Source organism: Psychromonas arctica, from assembly GCF_038155225.1.
Classification (GTDB): domain Bacteria; phylum Pseudomonadota; class Gammaproteobacteria; order Enterobacterales; family Psychromonadaceae; genus Psychromonas; species Psychromonas arctica_B.
This window is the reverse complement of the sequence record NZ_JBAKBA010000062.1, coordinates 1-17,131: the sequence shown is the minus strand read 5'-3', so window position 1 is coordinate 17,131 and position 17,131 is coordinate 1. Positions and strand designations below refer to the sequence as shown.

The 17,131-nt window shown below is 36.5% G+C and carries 14 protein-coding genes; 6 read left to right on the top strand and 8 right to left on the bottom strand.

All coding sequences use genetic code 11. The features are described from left to right. Positions 1-147: 147 nt before the first annotated feature. Genes V6255_RS17175 through rpoE form a run of 4 tightly spaced genes read right to left on the bottom strand, consistent with a single transcriptional unit; the run spans position 148 to position 2,728 of the window. Positions 148-585, bottom strand: coding sequence for a SoxR reducing system RseC family protein (locus tag V6255_RS17175; protein WP_341629243.1), 438 nt, complete (start codon positions 583-585; stop codon positions 148-150). After that, positions 585-1,595: a MucB/RseB C-terminal domain-containing protein gene (locus V6255_RS17170; protein ID WP_341629242.1), complete on the bottom strand. Its 1,011-nt coding sequence runs from the start codon at positions 1,593-1,595 to the stop codon at positions 585-587. Before V6255_RS17170 ends, V6255_RS17175 begins: the two co-directional genes overlap by 1 nt. 8 nt (positions 1,596-1,603) lie before the next feature. Continuing rightward, a complete protein-coding gene (locus V6255_RS17165) occupies positions 1,604-2,137 on the bottom strand; it encodes a sigma-E factor negative regulatory protein (RefSeq protein WP_341629241.1) in 534 nt (177 codons plus the stop codon). Between the two features lie 12 nt (positions 2,138-2,149). Beyond that, on the bottom strand, positions 2,150-2,728 hold the full coding sequence (rpoE, locus tag V6255_RS17160; RefSeq protein WP_160064903.1) for an RNA polymerase sigma factor RpoE: 579 nt from the start codon (positions 2,726-2,728) through the stop codon (positions 2,150-2,152). 167 nt (positions 2,729-2,895) lie between these two features. Between rpoE and nadB the strand changes: the two genes are divergently transcribed. Beyond that, positions 2,896-4,524: an L-aspartate oxidase gene (gene nadB / locus V6255_RS17155; RefSeq protein ID WP_341629240.1), complete on the top strand. Its 1,629-nt coding sequence runs from the start codon at positions 2,896-2,898 to the stop codon at positions 4,522-4,524. Here the strand turns inward: nadB and V6255_RS17150 are convergent. Continuing rightward, a complete protein-coding gene (locus V6255_RS17150; RefSeq protein WP_341629239.1) occupies positions 4,521-4,970 on the bottom strand; it encodes a protein YgfX in 450 nt (149 codons plus the stop codon). The genes nadB and V6255_RS17150 overlap by 4 nt on opposite strands. After that, a complete protein-coding gene (locus V6255_RS17145) occupies positions 4,942-5,193 on the bottom strand; it encodes a succinate dehydrogenase assembly factor 2 (protein WP_341629238.1) in 252 nt (83 codons plus the stop codon). The genes V6255_RS17150 and V6255_RS17145 overlap by 29 nt, the downstream gene beginning before the upstream one ends. A 305-nt stretch (positions 5,194-5,498) precedes the next feature. Between V6255_RS17145 and ygfZ the strand changes: the two genes are divergently transcribed. The 3 genes from ygfZ (at position 5,499) to metJ (ending at position 9,604) form a co-directional block, all read left to right on the top strand. Next, positions 5,499-6,476, top strand: coding sequence for a tRNA-modifying protein YgfZ (gene ygfZ, locus V6255_RS17140; RefSeq protein WP_341629237.1), 978 nt, complete (start codon positions 5,499-5,501; stop codon positions 6,474-6,476). Between the two features lie 150 nt (positions 6,477-6,626). After that, positions 6,627-9,152 carry a class I adenylate cyclase gene (locus tag V6255_RS17135; protein WP_341629236.1) on the top strand — a complete coding sequence of 842 codons (2,526 nt, stop codon included), beginning with the start codon at positions 6,627-6,629 and terminating at the stop codon, positions 9,150-9,152. 164 nt (positions 9,153-9,316) lie between these two features. Next, positions 9,317-9,604: a met regulon transcriptional regulator MetJ gene (gene metJ / locus V6255_RS17130; protein ID WP_160064891.1), complete on the top strand. Its 288-nt coding sequence runs from the start codon at positions 9,317-9,319 to the stop codon at positions 9,602-9,604. Between the two features lie 799 nt (positions 9,605-10,403). Here metJ and V6255_RS17125 read toward each other — a convergent pair. Both V6255_RS17125 and V6255_RS17120 read right to left on the bottom strand, forming a co-directional pair. Further along, on the bottom strand, positions 10,404-11,027 hold the full coding sequence (locus tag V6255_RS17125) for a bifunctional 4-hydroxy-2-oxoglutarate aldolase/2-dehydro-3-deoxy-phosphogluconate aldolase (protein WP_137297970.1): 624 nt from the start codon (positions 11,025-11,027) through the stop codon (positions 10,404-10,406). A gap of 23 nt (positions 11,028-11,050) precedes the next feature. Further along, positions 11,051-11,986 (bottom strand): sugar kinase, encoded by a 936-nt coding sequence (locus tag V6255_RS17120; RefSeq protein ID WP_341629235.1) that lies wholly within the window; start codon positions 11,984-11,986, stop codon positions 11,051-11,053. Positions 11,987-12,726: 740 nt separating this feature from the next. Here V6255_RS17120 and V6255_RS17115 point away from each other — a divergent pair. Further along, a complete protein-coding gene (locus V6255_RS17115) occupies positions 12,727-14,865 on the top strand; it encodes a heparinase II/III domain-containing protein (protein WP_341629234.1) in 2,139 nt (712 codons plus the stop codon). Positions 14,866-14,867: 2 nt separating this feature from the next. Continuing rightward, positions 14,868-17,045, top strand: a complete 2,178-nt coding sequence (locus V6255_RS17110) for a heparinase II/III domain-containing protein (protein ID WP_341629233.1) — start codon at positions 14,868-14,870, stop codon at positions 17,043-17,045. The last annotated feature ends 86 nt before the right edge of the window (positions 17,046-17,131 follow it).

Here is a 17,131-nt window from a genome sequence, read left to right as displayed (position 1 = left end):
AGGTAACTTGCGCTACATCCCGTGTCTGTGGGGCGCATTATAGGGATCACAAAACTATTGGCAAGCGTTTTATTGTGTTTATTTCAATTAAGTGACTGAGTGATTAATTAACAAACAAACTGTTCAATTTAACAGTTTATTTAGATGTTATTTTGTACTGATGAGTTTATTGAGGCTATTGATTGGGTATAGCTTTGATGAAACAGCTTTAGCAATACAAGTTCCAACAACTAAAGACACTCCTGATGCAAAGATAACCAGCAGTTCATTAGAGAAAAATAAGTTACTTAATGTACATGTAACGATAAAAAGGAATAGAGGAATGATATAAACAATTAGTGAGCTTTTAACGATATCGTTATTTTCAATTAATAATTCTATGGAATGATCAACCTTCATCCCTTCTTTAAATGGCATGGAGAGTTTATGAGACTTATCACTAAGACCTTTAGCAACAATACCTACACCACAATTATCATTACTACTGCATGATTTACAGGCAGATTTAGAGATACATTCAACAATTGCTATTTTTTCTCCGTTAATAACGGTTATATCTATTATTTTACCTGTTTCATGTAGCATTATTTCGAAGGCTCGATTGAGGCTGCAATTTTTTCTGCAGTAAGAAGTGGAATTTCTCCAATAACATTAATTTCAATATTTTCTGTTTGCTTAGTATAAATTAGTGTTCCACCGCGTTGAATAATATTCTGCTGTTCTGCTAATTCTGTTTGTTTCGTTGATACATAAACAGATACACGAACAATACCATCATTAAGCATAATATATGAAACAGGGTCTGTATCGTGCATCATTAATTTATGCTGGTCGTCTTTTACGATTTCAAAACCTGGCGGCATCCAATCAAGTTGCCACTTAGGTAACTCCCCTATTGTAGTTAACGGTAGATGTAATACTTCAGGCGTTGCCTGAACACTCAGCTGCTGGATCCACGGGTTTATGGTTTCACTTATATTCAATGAAACAACCATAGTTTGTTCAACAATTTGATTCGATTTATTAATGATATCAAGACGTAACGGTAAATAACTTTCTAAATCCAGCCATACAATATAACTATATCGATATTGATCTTTACTAATCATTCGGACCACGATGGCTTTTTTTCCTGCGATTCTATCTCTACCAAGAATGATATATTCATAATTCTTATTACCATTTTCAAAGTCAAAATTAGCAATATTAGCAAATACACTTTGATCTCGATTGGTTGCTAAGCTATAGGCTTGGCTACCTTGTTGGTAGAAACTAATTTTCCCATCAAACTGTAAAGACTCTCGCATTGTCCCATTTAAATAATAGAAGTAAGCAATACTTTTACCATCTACAACCCCATGGATAAGTTGCTTCGGCTCTATTTGATTGTGAGCAGTATTAAGATAAAGCAGTTTATAATTTAATTTCTGATAAGCCTGCTTCATATTATTTAAATAAATTAAAGCAGACGGTAATGCTTGTTTAGTTTCGATTTTAACTTCTGATTGGGCTACTTCTGGGCTTGCGATTAGTTGCGGTGACACTAATAAAGACAATAGCGACATTAACGCAACTAAAAATAATCGATGTTTCATCGTTAACCTTAAGGCTGTGTTTGTAACTGTAGCTGATGGTCTTTTAATAACGCTTCTACACGTTCATTACGCTCTTTGATATCACTTTTAGTTTGTAATGGTGTTGCTTGTAAACTAACTGGTGCAGCTGCGCCGCCAAATGGTACGGTATTTAATACCGGAGCAACACTTGGGTCAGTTGCTGAACCTTGATTTACCATCAAGCTACTAACAACCACAACACCTGCTACAGATGCAGCAATCGCATACTGTCCAAAGCGTTTCATAAATGGCACAACATTACTTTTCTCTGGTTCAGGAGCTGCGCTCAAAGGTGCAACATAATTATCCTGCTTTTCATTAGCAATTGCAGCCATCACACTATCTGTAACATCCATTCGCAAATCTAAGACATTGCTTTCATCACGAAGTACATCACCAATTAGTTGATATCTTGAAAACTGTTTTTGTAAAGCAGCATCTTCAAGAACCGTATTAATGACCTCTTTATCACCTAACTCATTATCAATGAGTGATGATAGGTCTTGTGAGTATTCTTTCATTATAAATTCCAATTAATTTTCTAATAAAGGTTTTAATTGTTTATCAATTGCTTCACGCGCTCTAAAGATTCGAGATCTAACAGTACCAATTGGACAATTTTCAATTTGCGCAATTTCGTCATAACTCATGCCTTCCAGCTCACGTAATGTAATTGCTGACTTTAACTCATCAGGTAAATCGCCAATTACTTTTAAGATAACTTGCTTTATTTCCTGAGAATGTAAAATTGCCTCAGGGTTAGCATCATCTTTCAAAGCACCACTTCCGTCATAGCTATCAGCTTCTTCTGCATCAATATCTGATGCTGGAGGACGTCGACTTTGACTTGTTAAATAATTTTTAGCTGTATTTACCGTAATTCGAAATAGCCAAGTATAAAAAGCACTATCACCTCTAAAGTTAGGTAATGATTTATATACTTTTATAAACACTTCTTGCGACACGTCAGGTATATCACCAGAACTTCGCACATAACGTGTGAGTATGTTAGCCACACGCGTTTGGTACTTACGTACTAATAATGCAAATGCTTGCTGCTCACCATTTTGTATACGTTGTATTAACTGTAAATCTAATTCACGCTCATTCATTGAGCTTTTCTACCTATATTTATAGTGAGCTATTGATTCTCACAGATATGACTTTTATTAAAAAAGAAAGTTCCAAATAAATTCAAAACAAAGATGTTTTTGGATAAACTCTCTCATTACTCGAAATGTTAGTTAATCATTTCATCCAAAACAGAGCATATAATGCCATGACAGAGACTAAAACAAAAACTGAACATCAATACACTTGTGATGTTTTAATCATTGGCGCTGGCGCAGCAGGTTTATCGCTAGCTCTAAAAATAGCAGACCACAGTACCGTCAGGGTACTAAGTAAGGGCGTACTTTCAGAAGGTTCGACCTATTATGCTCAAGGCGGTGTAGCTGCTGTTTTCTCTGACGATGATAGCACTGACTCGCATTTTGAAGATACGCTTGTCGCTGGAGCTGGTTTATGTGATGAAGAAGCTGTTCGCTTTACCGTGAACAATGCAAAAGAAAGTATGCAATGGTTAATTGAGACTGGCGTTAACTTCGACACTGAAGTTAACGATCAAGAAGAAACTCAATATCACCTTACTCGTGAAGGAGGACACTCCCATCGACGTATATTACATGCAGCAGATGCAACCGGTCGAGAAATAGAAGAGTCTCTTTTAACTGCTGTTAAAAAACATCCAAATATTACCTTAATGGAAGGCTACAACGCCATTGATTTAATCACCACACAAAAACTAAATTTACCTGCAAATCGCGTATTAGGTGCTTATGTTTGGAACAGGACGGCAGAGCATGTCGAAACAATTAATGCTCATTTTGTGACGTTAGCAACTGGCGGCGCGAGCAAAGTATATCAATATACCAGTAACCCAGATGTTTCCAGTGGTGATGGTGTTGCTCTCGCTTGGCGAAGTGGTTGTCGTGTCGCAAATATGGAGTTTAATCAATTCCATCCAACCTGTTTATATCATGCCGATGCAAAAAATTTCCTGTTAACTGAAGCATTACGTGGTGAAGGCGCATTATTGTTACGCCCTGACGGAACACGTTTCATGCCCGACTTTGATGAAAGAGGTGAATTAGCACCGCGTGATATCGTCGCTCGTGCAATCGATTACGAAATGAAGCGCCTTGGTGTAGATTGTATGTATTTAGATATTAGTCATAAACCCAAAGATTTCATTGTTAAACATTTTCCAACTATCTATCGCCGCTGCTTACTCTTAGGGCTTGATATTGCTCATCAACCAATGCCTATTGTTCCTGCAGCCCACTATACTTGTGGTGGTGTTATGATTGATCACCATGGTCAAACAGACATTGATGGCTTATATGCAATAGGTGAAGTGACTTATACAGGCTTACACGGAGCTAATCGCTTAGCCTCAAACTCACTACTGGAATGTATTGTATATGCGCATGCTTGTGCAAAAGACATTATTAACCGTATTCCTTTCTATAAAGAACGCAAGTTTGCAGTGATTCCTGATTGGGATGATAGCCAAGTTGAAAATTCAGATGAGCAAGTTGTTATTCAACATAACTGGCATGAACTACGTTTATTTATGTGGGATTATGTTGGTATCGTACGCACAGATAAACGCTTACAAAGGGCACTAAGCCGAGTTGAATTATTACAACACGAGATCACTGAGTATTACAGCAACTTTAAAGTAGGCAATAATTTATTAGAACTGAGAAATTTAGTTCAAGTCGCAGAATTAATTATAAAAAGTGCAATACAAAGAAAAGAAAGTAGAGGTTTACATTACAACTTAGATTATCCAGAACAAAGCGACAACCCTAAGCCGACAGTATTAAACCCTAAAAAAGATTAACCCCAACGCGCGCCATTAATAAGACGAGCAAGTAAATGGTACTCTTCTTCTGTAACGCTATCATAAAACACAATAAACCATTTTCTTGGTTTGTTGTGTTGTAGCTGCTTAACTAATAACTTATCTGTCGCTTCCACGCATAGCAATATAATCCAACCATTATAAAAAGATCGGGAATTAATCTTACCTGCAATAACCATTGGTTTATTGATTTCGATATTCCCCGTCTCAGATAAGGCACAAGAAAATGGTAAGAGTGTTGACGATTGGACAAGATAAAAAGAAGTTAATATATAAGCGATTAAAAAAACAACACTAAACCAACCCACTCCCCACAACAAAAACAATAAAATAGCACTGAGTAGCAGTGTTATTATCGCCAGTACATTGGCGATAAATGAACGGGTAGATTGTATGTTATAATTTAACGCGCTTGAGGATGACATCGACAATTTCAGCAAGATCAGGATCAGGACACGTCTTATGCCCCATAAACCAAGCAAATAATTCAGGGTCTTCGCAAGTCAAAAGACGCTGGAAGGACAATTTATGTTGTTGGCTTAAATCACTGTAAGCCTCTTTTGCAAATGGCATAAACAGTACATCAAGCTCTAACATACCACGACGACAAGCCCACAATAAACGAGAAAGAGAAACCTCTTCTGCCATGACAAATACTTCCTTTTAAAATAAAAATGGAGGATTATTTATAATATCAATCCCAAAATAATATGAAACATAATATTACACTGCATTAAAAACTAAGTTCAGGCAAAATCAGTAGTAAATAATGATTAGCCATGAATAAATATTTATCGATTTAATAACGTGTAATATTAATCGGTTATTTATATCAATTGATATACAGTACACAACATCATAACAACAACGTTTTATTAACAGCAACTACTGACAAAATAGGTTGTGAGCTATAACATTGTAATGAACAAATTCGACCAAAAATGAGGGCAAACATGCGAACACTTAGTCAACTTGAAAATATTAGCAAGCTACCAGATTTAGTTTTATGCCCACTTGATAGCTGGGATTTAATCAGTGTAACAGGTGAAGACCGTATTACATTTTTACAAGGGCAATTAACATGTGATCTTGAAAAATTAAAAACGGGGCAACAAACCTTAGCTGCGCATTGTAACCCTCAAGGAAAAGCGTGGACAGTCGCGCGAATAATTGTATTAGAAGACCGTGTTTTATTAACTCAGCCTAGCTCTGTCTCTGAAGTACAATTACCAGAATTAAAAAAATATGCCGCTTTTTCTAAAGTCGTCATACAAAAAGAAACTGAATATAAAGTATTTGGTTTAGCAGGCCCTAAGTCAGCAGAATATATTGCTGAAGAGGCTGATACGGCAACAACCCATGAAACAAGTAGTTTACTTGATAGTGGCACAGTATTAATAAAACAACCATATCCATCATTACGTTATCTTGCGATTATGAAAAATGCAGTTGCTGAAGATTTATTAGCCGATTTAAAAAACAAAGCAGAAATCTTCGATGACAGTTTATGGAATGCAATGAATATTGCTGCAGGTGTCGGTTTTATTGAAGCAAAAACATCAGCACAATTTATCCCACAAATGTTAAATTTACAGGCGCTTGATGGGATCAGCTTTACGAAGGGTTGTTATATCGGTCAAGAAACGGTAGCTAGAGCAAAATATCGTGGAGCTAATAAACGTGCAATGTTTATTCTGACAGGCCGTTCAAACGATTGCCCAAAAGCAGGTCAAACAATCGAAATATTATTAAATAACAATTGGAAACGAGTCGGTGCAATAGTGTCTGCATGTCAATACGGTGATGGTCACATTGAAGTATTAGCCGTATTGCCGAAAGATACAAACCCTGAAGATATTTTCCAAGTAAAAGAACTTGAAGGCTCTACACTTTATTACGCTCCTCTCCCTTACCAGATAGCAGAAGATTAACCTGTCGCCCCTCGGTAACTATAGGGGCATCGCTGACTACGCTTGTAGTAGAAGAACACTATATTTACCAATAACTATAATTAATGCTATGATGCTCACACTTTTTTTAGGGTTTAATAGTAATTTACGCCTGCACAAATGGAACACAGCTTGAATCAAGAAATCATCCAATTACGCGACAAATCAGACGAGTTTTCTCGCCTACGCGTTAGATCTGCTTTAGCATTAATGAGGCAAGATGAAGCTGATGTTTTTCAAAGTTTCCCATTATTATTACACTTCAACGACCCTGCGTTACCTGGATATATAAAAGGTGATGTACCGGTTGGTATTTGTCACTTTAATCCCACTAAAAAACACCAAAATTTAGTACAAAAACTATTCGCCATTGAGTTACCAGAAGATGAAATAGAAACGCCTGAGATTATTGGCTTGTATGCCATGGGGAGTACCTCATCTATTGGTCAATGTTCTGAAAGTGATTTTGATATTTGGATTTGTTATTCGCATGAATTAGATCCAGCTCGAGTTGAATTACTTGATAAAAAATCATGGGAAATCACCTATTGGGCGGAAAGTTTAGGCGTAGAGTTAAACTTCTTCCTTATTCCTGATAATAAATTCAGAGTTAAGAATAAAGCAGAATTGAGTAATGAATCATGTGGAACATCTCAACACATGTTGTTACTCGATGAATTTTATCGCACCTCACTACGTGTTGCTGGTCGACGTATTTTATGGCGACAAATTCCTCATGAGCACGAACATCACTACGATAGCTATGTGAAAAACCTTTGCGCAACTGGGCAAATTAATGCCGATGATTGGTTGGACTTAGGTGGCTTATATTGTGTACCTGCCGAAGAATTGTTTGGTGCAACATTATGGCAACTTTATAAGGGTATCGATAACCCATACAAAGCAACATTAAAGACTATTTTGATGGAAGCTTATTCTTGGGAATATCCAAATATAGAACTTATTTCGACGTCATACAAAAAAAGTTTTCAAGAACAAGATTCCTATGATGAGCACTTAGACCCATACTGTCTAATGCTTAGCAAAGTAAGTGACTACTTAATTAGCATTAATGATTTACAACGTTTAGAGTTAGTACGAGTTTGTTTTTACTTTAAAACAGAAGAGATGCTATCGAAATCTTCCTTTAAAGAAAACTCTGCTTGGCGACGTACTATATTAAATAAGTTAATCAACCAATGGGGTTGGACTGACAGCCAAATTGCAGACTTAGATAACCGCAATAATTGGAAAATACGCGAAGTAAAACAAGCGAATACCCTTTTGCTTGATGCGCTAATGTTAAGCTATAGTAACTTAATTAAATTTGCGCGTGATAACAACATTAGTGAATCGATCAGCGCCGAAGATATAGGTATTTTATCTCGTAAACTTTACGCGGCACATGAAACGCTACCAGGCAAAGTTGATATTATTAATCCTAATATTTCACCAAATCTAGTTGAGCATAATCTCAGTTTCATTCAAATTCCTGAACATCGTAAAAATAAAGCTGGTTGGTACTTATTCAATAGTACTTTAGATTCTTTTGAATTGGCTTCTACTCCCTGTTTAGGTGATTCACCTTACCTCTCTAAGTTAGTTGCTTGGAGTTATGTAAATGGATTATACGATGAAGATACAAAACTTCACTTATATAATCAAGGCTCTGATTTAGTTGACAAAAATCTAAACCAATTTGCAAAAGACTTATACGCTGTTTTCCCTGTATATGTACCAAAAGCCAGTGATAAAGCACTTAGTGCACCTTGTGCTATTAAGCATTTATCTATTTTCTTAAATGTAGAAAAAGATCCAACAAGACATTGGCAAGATACAGAAGAAAGTGAATTAAACCAGATTGATAACGTAATGGCTTACGGTGAAAATAAAGAAAGCCTAATTGGCAGTATCGACTTTATATACCGTAACTCGTGGAATGAAGTCCGTACATTACATTTTAATAGCCAATTTTCAGTGGTTGAAGCGCTTAATACGATCCTTTCAAAAATGCATCAAGATGCTTCGCCACCTCATCAAATTGATTTGTTTTGTTATAGCAGACATTTTAGTGAACAAATTTGTCAATCATTCGGCAGTAAACTGAATGAATTTATTCAACTACGTTTGCATACCGTACATACAAGATCAGTACAAACATTATGGACGGGTGGTAGAAAATTTGGATTTTACTTCGAACGGAAAGGCGTTTCATTACAGCATCTAGAAAGTGCTGTGGATATTTATAGCCATATTTCTAAGAAGAAATTATCAGCTAGTTCATTAAACTTAAAAACGACTCACTACGATCAAACGGCAGATGTTATTGAATCTCATATAAGTGAAGGTTTGATCCAATTCTTTTTTGAGAATTATCATAATGGTTTCAACGTTTATATTGCTAATGCAGATAACGATGTGGAGACCTTTTTAAACTTTGCCGGTTCAAAAAATGAATTTGTACAAAACGTAAATCGATTCTACGCATCTAATAGTCACCTCCCTGATTCACTTGATGAGCAAATTAATTTTAACCTTCCACAATTCTACGACATCACACTAAATGAAGATAAAACTTTATCGCTAAATCCATTTAAAAGCAGTAAGTTAACTGCTTCCACTCAAGACTTACTGTCAGCTCTTAAACCGAGTGAATGAAAACTAACATCACTTAAGTCACAACGATTTAAGACATAAGACCTGAAGATAGATAAATTTAAATTTCAAATTAGCTTAATAGACTTCTAGCCCTCTTTACGTTCAGATTGCCATACTTAGAAGATCAAGGTAAAATAAAGCATATTTTTTAAAAGGTTATTATTATGTCAACAAAGTGGAACGGTGAATATATTAGTCCTTACGCTGAACACGGTAAAAAAAGTGAGCAGGTAAAAAAAGTGACAGTTTCAATACCAACTAAAGTATTGAAAATACTGACTGATGAACGTACCCGACGCCAAGTGAATAATCTACGTCATGCTACGAATAGCGAATTATTATGTGAGGCTTTTTTACATGCTTACACGGGTCAACCATTGCCTGAAGATGAAGAATTAGATAAAAGCCAAAATGTGAATATTTCAGAAACGATGGAAAAGACAGCAAAATAAAAACTTCTTATTAACCAACCAATGAAATTCAAAGCAAATAATGCCGCCGTTCTTTACAGGTGGTTCTTTGGTTAGAGCAACTTTAATTGCTCAGATTTTTTATATCCTTTACCCTATAAAACCTTCTTTAAATAACAATAATACAATCCCATTCATTATTTTATATTCATTTATGCAGATCTTACTTTCTTTAAGGTTACAATTATTCAATTTAAGGAATAAATAAATGTAAGTAGTTATTCATTTTTCAATACTTATAATGAAAAAGAAAATTTTTAGCCAGTAAAGTAGATTAATACCAATCACACTAATTAACTGTTCTATTTTACTTAACCTCAATTCTGATTAATGAAAGCGGAATTACACTTAAAATCATAAGGTTCTATTTTTTACTCTACAGTGCCGTTAGTTTTGTGTAGTTCAAGGCGAATTATTGAAGCAATAACTGGTTATTGAGAGATAATTTAACACAGAAATCCGCGGAAATAGCGGTGTTGTATCGCTTTGCTTATCCAGAACTGAGGTTACTTATTAAAATAACTTATTCTTCGTTGTAAATTTCGTAAAGAGAACAAACAGTAAAGTATTAACGTTTTTTGGTTCATTCTGCGACAGATGATTAACGAAGTTAATCTTCGAAATATTCAATTTACGTCTTAAACTAAGTCATTTATCCTGCGCGAAATTTAAATTACTTATTTAATGTAATTGGTATAACTATTTTTTGTATTCATTTTTAAAAGACATAAAAAAACCTCGATTAAATACATAACCGAGGTTCCTAAAAGACAGCTGATAATTATTTTAAAGCAGCAACTGCTTCTTTAACTAATTGTCCAATTTTATCCCATTCACGATTATCAATTAAATCAGCAGGAACCATCCAAGTACCGCCACAAGCAAGTACTGCATTGATATCTAAATATTCATTGATATTCGCAGGTGAAACACCACCAGTAGGCATAAAGCTAACAGGGTAAACGGCAGTGAGTGATTTCAACATTGGAACGCCACCAGATGGGCCAGCAGGGAAGAATTTTAACGTTGTTAATCCCATTTCCATTGCTTGCTCAACTAAAGATGGGCTATTTACACCCGGAATGATTGGCATATTACGTTGTTGACAGTATTTAACCGTTGTCGGGTTAAAGCCGGGGCTCACGATAAAATCAACACCTGCGTCAATTGCTTCATCAACCGTTTTGCTTGTAAGCACAGTACCGGCACCGATTAGCATTTCAGGAAACGCTTCACGTAGATTTTTAATGGCTTGTGCAGCAGCAGGCGTACGAAATGTAATTTCCGCACAAGGCATACCATTTTCAACTAATACTTTACCTAATGGAACGGCATCATTCGCATCTTTAATTGCAATTACAGGAATTACTTTAAGTGCTTGTAACTTTTCGTTTAATGTTGTCATTTTACTATCCTAAATATTTATAATTAATCTACAAATGGAGCAATATACTGCATATCAATAATGGCACCTTTATGCTGTATAACGGTACTTGCTACTTGATGTGCTTTTTCAGCAGCAGCAACACTTGATTCACCTAATGTACGTTTTGATAGATAACCCGCAGCAAACGAATCTCCCGCCGCAGTGGTATCAATTACATTTTCAGGTGCTACTTTTTGAGCAGCAACACTAATTGAATCATCTGCAGTGATGATCAAACATTCGCCGCCACCTTGTTTGATAACAATTTCTTGAACGCCTAATGCACGAGTACGTTCGATACACTGCTCAACCGTTGTGTCACCAAATAGAGCTTGCTCATCATCAAAAGTTAATAAGCCAGTATGCGTTACAGATAAGATACGTTTGAAACCTTCAGCCGCTTCTTCTGCAGAATTCCATAATTTAGGACGGTAGTTGTTATCAAAGTAAACTTTACCACCAGCAGCTTTATAACGAGCCAATAAGTCGTAAAGTTTTTCACGGCTTGATGGTGGTAAAATAGCTAAACTAATACCTGACAAATAAATAACATCTTGCTTCAATAGTGATTCAATAAGTTCATCACTTGCTGTTTCAAGCCAGAATTTTGCAGCAGCAGCATCACGCCAGTATAAGAAACTACGCTCGCCTGTTGAATCTGTTTCAACCATGTATAAACCAGGCTGTCTTGTTTCAGAACGTTGAACAAATTGAGCATCAATATCTTCGGCATTCCAAGCATCAATCATTTCTTGGCTAATTTTATCTTGGCCTAGCGCTGTTACATAACTAACATTAACGTCTTTACCTGATGTTAAACGCGATAAATATATCGCTGTATTTAGTGTGTCTCCACCAAAACTTCTGCGTAGAACACCATTAACTTCCTGCAATTCAATCATACATTCGCCAATCAAAGCGATATTTAAATTAGCCATTAGCCACCTCTGTTATAAAAAATGGATTCATTTGCATCCTCTATTCATTTTCTTGCTATTCATAACTTGGCCATATTGGCTTTGATTATAAAATCAGCATTTTATACTAATAATGTAAAAGTACTTTGTGCAGAGTTTATTTGCTTGCGCGAATTCATGTTAGTAAGCACATTCGCCATCTTGATTTATATAAAATCAAACGACTAATCAATGCGATTTAACAAAAAATAAGCTTAATCAAAAAACCAGAAAGTATCTCATGGACGTTAAAAAAACCTGTTTGTTCAAAAAAGTACGAAAGCATATTGTTTCGACGACTATTCAAATCAAAACATGACCTTGATTAACATTTAATTTGTTATTGTTATAAGTCAAAAATTGTACATTACACGGGACGATTTGTAATACAAAATGACACTATGTGTGATCCAGATCATTCACCTACATCACAATCAAAATAATTAATTAGATCTCAATAAACATAGAAAGCACTCGATGAGACAGCAACTGCATATTAACTAATCTTACATTATAAGGTGATAAAAAAGTACTTAAGGCTTAAGCCACTGAAAAGCAGTAACAATTATCTAAAAGTGATGAGCAAAGCTAATTCAAGTTAATTTAAAAGATTAAAAATAGAGAGCTCAACCCTAAAAACTAAAAAATAAAAGTGATTTTACAGTCTATTTGTATTACTTTATTACACTGTTTCTATCCACTTTATATGCAATGAGGTCACAATGCCTGCCAACGTCAACGCTGTTCTTATGGACCAACAAGAAATTACTGCCATCCAAGAAGAACTCGGTAAACAAAGCCTAATGGGACTCAGCCTCGAAGCCCTAATTCACGATACAGATAACTACCTTACACAACCAATAGACGTACCAGGACACAGTCCAGCTGGCGGTTACGCACATAATAAGCATCAACAAAATTATAAATATATTGACCAAGCTGGACGCCTATTTTTAATCACAGGCGATGAGAAATATGCCCAATTTGCAGCTGACTTATTAACACAATATGCCGATAAGTATTTAGCATTAGGATTCCAAGAACAACGTAATACGAACCCACCAGGACGCCTATTTCACCAAATGCTAAACGAACATGTTTGGTTATTGTATGCCAGTTTGGGCTACAGCTGTATTAGCCATTGGTTGACTGAAGCGCAACGTGCTCACATTATAAGTCGCTTATTTGAACCAATGTTAGAAGTGGCGACAGTAAAGTACCATTTTGACTTTGACCGTATTCATAATCATGGCGTATGGGCAGTGGCGGCAACAGCAGCATGTGGCGCAGCCATTGGACAAGAAAAATATATTGATTTGGCATTACATGGTTTAGCCGGTGATGACATACAAGGAGGCTTCCTTGCACAATTAAGCAATTTATTTGCGCCTTCAGGTTATTATATTGAAGGGCCTTATTATCACCGTTATGCAATTCGTCCTTTATGTTTATTAGCGGAGTTAACTCAGCGTTTCCGTCCAGAGCTAGACATCTTTAACTTTAAAGGCCAAGTTATTGGTAAAACAATCCAATCTTTATTATCGACCGCTTATCCGAATGGTGTTTTCCCATCATTAAACGATGCTTCAAAAAGCATGGATATTAAAGATGAAGGTGTAGTGATAGCAGTGAGTTTATATGCAAAACACTACCCTGAAGATACCAACTTATTTGGTATTGCTAAAATTCAGCAACAAATTTGGATCAGTGGATGTGGCGTTGCTTTATCGCAAGCTTACCAAGCGCAAGACTCAGTTGAAGTGCCTTGCTTACCAAGTGTTGAATTAAGCGAAGGTCCTGATGGTGATAAAGGCGCTCAAGGCTTTATCCGCATGCAAAATGCAAAGGGTGACATTAGCCAATTAGTGATGAACTATGGTCAGCATGGTATGGGTCACGGTCACTTCGATACATTAGGTATGACTTACTTTAATAATAACCAAGAAGTATTACGTGATTATGGATTTGGACGTTGGGTGAACATCGAACCTAAATTTGGCGGTCGTTACCTTGACGAAAACAAATCTTACGCACGCCAAACTATCGCGCACAACTTAGTGTCTGTTGATGCAAGTTGCCAAAACAACTTTGATGTTGATACAGCAGATAGTAAACACGGCACACCACACTTCTTTATTGGTAGCGGTAAAACACAAGCAATGAGTGCTTATGCTGTTGACTTTTACCCTGGTGTTGACCAACAACGCTCACTTATTTTAATTGAGCATGAACAACTAGAAAAACCACTGCTTATTGATTTATTCCGCTTAATCAGTGAAGAAGCACATCAATACGATTACTCCCTACAATACCAAGGTCAAATCATCCGTACTAATGTTGAACATAAACAACACGCAATATTAAATCCAATGGGTGATGATGCAGGTTACCAACATTTATGGAACGAAAGTGAAGGTGCAGCAGCAAAAGACACAAGTTTAGTCAGTTGGTTACAAGGTAGCAGTTATTACACATGGTTAAGTGCATCTTCTTCTGACGATACCTTATTCTTTACTCGTACAGGTGCTAACGACCCATCATTTAATTTACGTAGCGAAACAAGCTTAATTCTACGCCGCGAAGCTAAAAATGCTCTATTTGCTAATGTGATAGAAACGCATGGTTACTTTAATGAAGCAATTGAAGCAAGCTTAGATGCACGCGGTAAAATTTACTCAATTGATATTGTAGGTTTTAACGACGATGCGACCGTTGTCGATATCATCGGCGAAGGTATTACACTAACAGTGATGGTTAATAACGATCGTAATGCAACAGCTGACAGTCAAACCATTATCGAATTTAATAATCAAACATACAGCTTCCAAGGTTTTGTTGCTGTAGAAAGTAAAGAGGTTTAATCATGAGTTACCAACCATTACTAATGAGCTATGAACAAGCAGCTGACTTACGTCAATACGTAGGCACTGACTCACTAATTGGTCGCTCTATTACTGAAGAGATTAAAGCACTTGAAGCTTACATGCCAATGGGTATTGAAATTCCAGGACATGGTGAAGCAGGTGGTTACGAACATAACCGTCATAAGCAAAACTACATTCATTTAGATCTAGCAGGTCGTTTATACTTAATTACTGAAGATAAACGTTACCTAGATTACGCAACAACTATGTTAGTTGAATATGCAAAGGTTTATAAACACCGTGAGCTAAACGTTAGTCGTGACTCCAATAAACCAGGTCGTTTATTCCACCAAACATTAAACGAAAATATGTGGATGCTATATTCATCGTGTGCTTATTCTTGTATTCGTCATGAGTTAACAGAAAGTCAGCAACAACTTATAGAAAATGACTTATTTAAAGTGATGCTTGAGATGTTTGTTGTCACCTATGCAGAAAACTTCGACATTATTCATAACCACGGCCTATGGTCAGTGGCAAGTGCTGGTATTTGTGCTTATGCAATCAATGATCAAGCGACCGTCGACAAAGCAATCTATGGCCTAAAAGGTGACAGTGTTTCTGGTGGCTTTATTGCACAATTAACACAATTATTCTCGCCTGATGGCTACTACATGGAAGGTCCGTATTACCATCGTTTTTCATTACGTCCAATCTTCCTATTCGCCGAAACCATTGAACGTCGTCAACCAGAAATCGGCATCTACCAATTAAAAGATGAAGTGATTAAGACAACAGCTTATGCGGTCATGTCGACAGCATTTCCTAACGGTACGTTACCCGCATTAAATGACTCATCTCGTACAATGGACATTAATGATCTAGGTATTTTATTAGCGACTAACATCTGTTTCGACCGTTACGAGCAAAATGAAACATTATTAGCGATGGCTAAACACCAAGGTCATGTTTGGGTTCATAACACTGGCGCAGCACTATCTAACGCATTAGATAACAATGCCGATGTAGCGAACTTTAACTGGGGCAGCTTAAGCCTCACTGATGGTGCTGAAGGCGAGTGTGGTGGAGTAACAATTCTACGTCATCGTGATAGCAAATCTGACGATAGCATGGCACTACTTTGGTACGGGCAACACGGTAGCGATGCAAAGCTTCACTCTGCATTAGATCATGGTCACTTTGATGGTTTACACTTAAGCTTATTTAACAACAATCAAGAATTCATTAATGACTACGGTTATGGTCGTTGGGTTAACATCGAGCCTAAATTTGGTGGTCGTTACATTCCTGAAAACAAAAATTATTGTAAACAAACTATTGCACACAACACCGTTGTGGTTGATCAAATCAGCCAAAACCAGGGTAGTACAGCGATTGCACAACAACACTTCGGTGAAAAACATTTCACACTGTTAGCTAATGAAGCGTCTAATGGAACAGGCGATGGAAAGCTGCAAGCAATGAGTGCTTTTGCTCGTGATTACTACACAGGTATTGATCAGCAGCGTACCGTTATTATGCTTGAGTCAGAAGAGTTTGAAAAACCACTTATTATTGATCTATTCCGTATGATCAGTGAAGAAGAGCATAGCTACGATTACCCAGTTCATTATAACGGACAAATCATCCATACTAACTTTGAGTATCAAGCACATAAAAGCTTAAGCACTGTGGGTAATGACTATGGTTACCAACACCTTTGGAACCTTGGTCAAGGTAAAGTAGAAAGTTCATCATTAACAACTTGGTTAATGGGCAACAGTTACTATTCATTGATCAGCAGCGCAAATAAAGACAGTGAAGTTATCTTTGCTCGTACTGGTGCTAACGATCCAGACTTCAACTTACGTAATGAGCCAATGTTCATTCTTCGCCAAAAAGCAGCCAACCATTTATTTGCAAACGTTTATGAAACACACGGTTACTTTAATGAAGCGATAGAAGCGAGCCTAAATGCCCGAGGACAAGTTGATTCTGTAACCGTGTTACACGTTGATGATACCGCTTCTGTTGTTAGCCTTAATCTAATTGATGGCAAGCAAGTTAAAGTCTGTGTGAGCAACCTTACTGATATAAATGACAACACCGAAACAAGCATAGTCATCGATGGCGAAACGCTTAGTTGGACCGGTTATATTGCTATTATCAAAAAATAAATAGTTAATAATACCGATTACATTAAATAAATGATCTAAATTTTGCGCAGGAAAAATGACTTAGTTTAAGGCGTAAATTGAGCTAA

Bases quoted from the DNA above. Each gene is read 5' to 3' on its own strand.
- V6255_RS17150 (WP_341629239.1), bottom strand. From the start codon at position 4,970: ATGTCATCCTCAAGCGCGTTAAATTATAACATACAATCTACCCGTTCA.
- V6255_RS17115 (WP_341629234.1), top strand. From the start codon at position 12,727: ATGCCTGCCAACGTCAACGCTGTTCTTATGGACCAACAAGAAATTACT.
- V6255_RS17170 (WP_341629242.1), bottom strand. From the start codon at position 1,595: ATGAAACATCGATTATTTTTAGTTGCGTTAATGTCGCTATTGTCTTTA.
- V6255_RS17165 (WP_341629241.1), bottom strand. From the start codon at position 2,137: ATGAAAGAATACTCACAAGACCTATCATCACTCATTGATAATGAGTTA.
- V6255_RS17110 (WP_341629233.1), top strand. From the start codon at position 14,868: ATGAGTTACCAACCATTACTAATGAGCTATGAACAAGCAGCTGACTTA.
- V6255_RS17145 (WP_341629238.1), bottom strand. From the start codon at position 5,193: ATGGCAGAAGAGGTTTCTCTTTCTCGTTTATTGTGGGCTTGTCGTCGT.
- nadB (WP_341629240.1), top strand. From the start codon at position 2,896: ATGACAGAGACTAAAACAAAAACTGAACATCAATACACTTGTGATGTT.
- rpoE (WP_160064903.1), bottom strand. From the start codon at position 2,728: ATGAATGAGCGTGAATTAGATTTACAGTTAATACAACGTATACAAAAT.
- metJ (WP_160064891.1), top strand. From the start codon at position 9,317: ATGTCAACAAAGTGGAACGGTGAATATATTAGTCCTTACGCTGAACAC.
- V6255_RS17175 (WP_341629243.1), bottom strand. From the start codon at position 585: ATGCTACATGAAACAGGTAAAATAATAGATATAACCGTTATTAACGGA.
- V6255_RS17125 (WP_137297970.1), bottom strand. From the start codon at position 11,027: ATGACAACATTAAACGAAAAGTTACAAGCACTTAAAGTAATTCCTGTA.
- ygfZ (WP_341629237.1), top strand. From the start codon at position 5,499: ATGCGAACACTTAGTCAACTTGAAAATATTAGCAAGCTACCAGATTTA.
- V6255_RS17120 (WP_341629235.1), bottom strand. From the start codon at position 11,986: ATGGCTAATTTAAATATCGCTTTGATTGGCGAATGTATGATTGAATTG.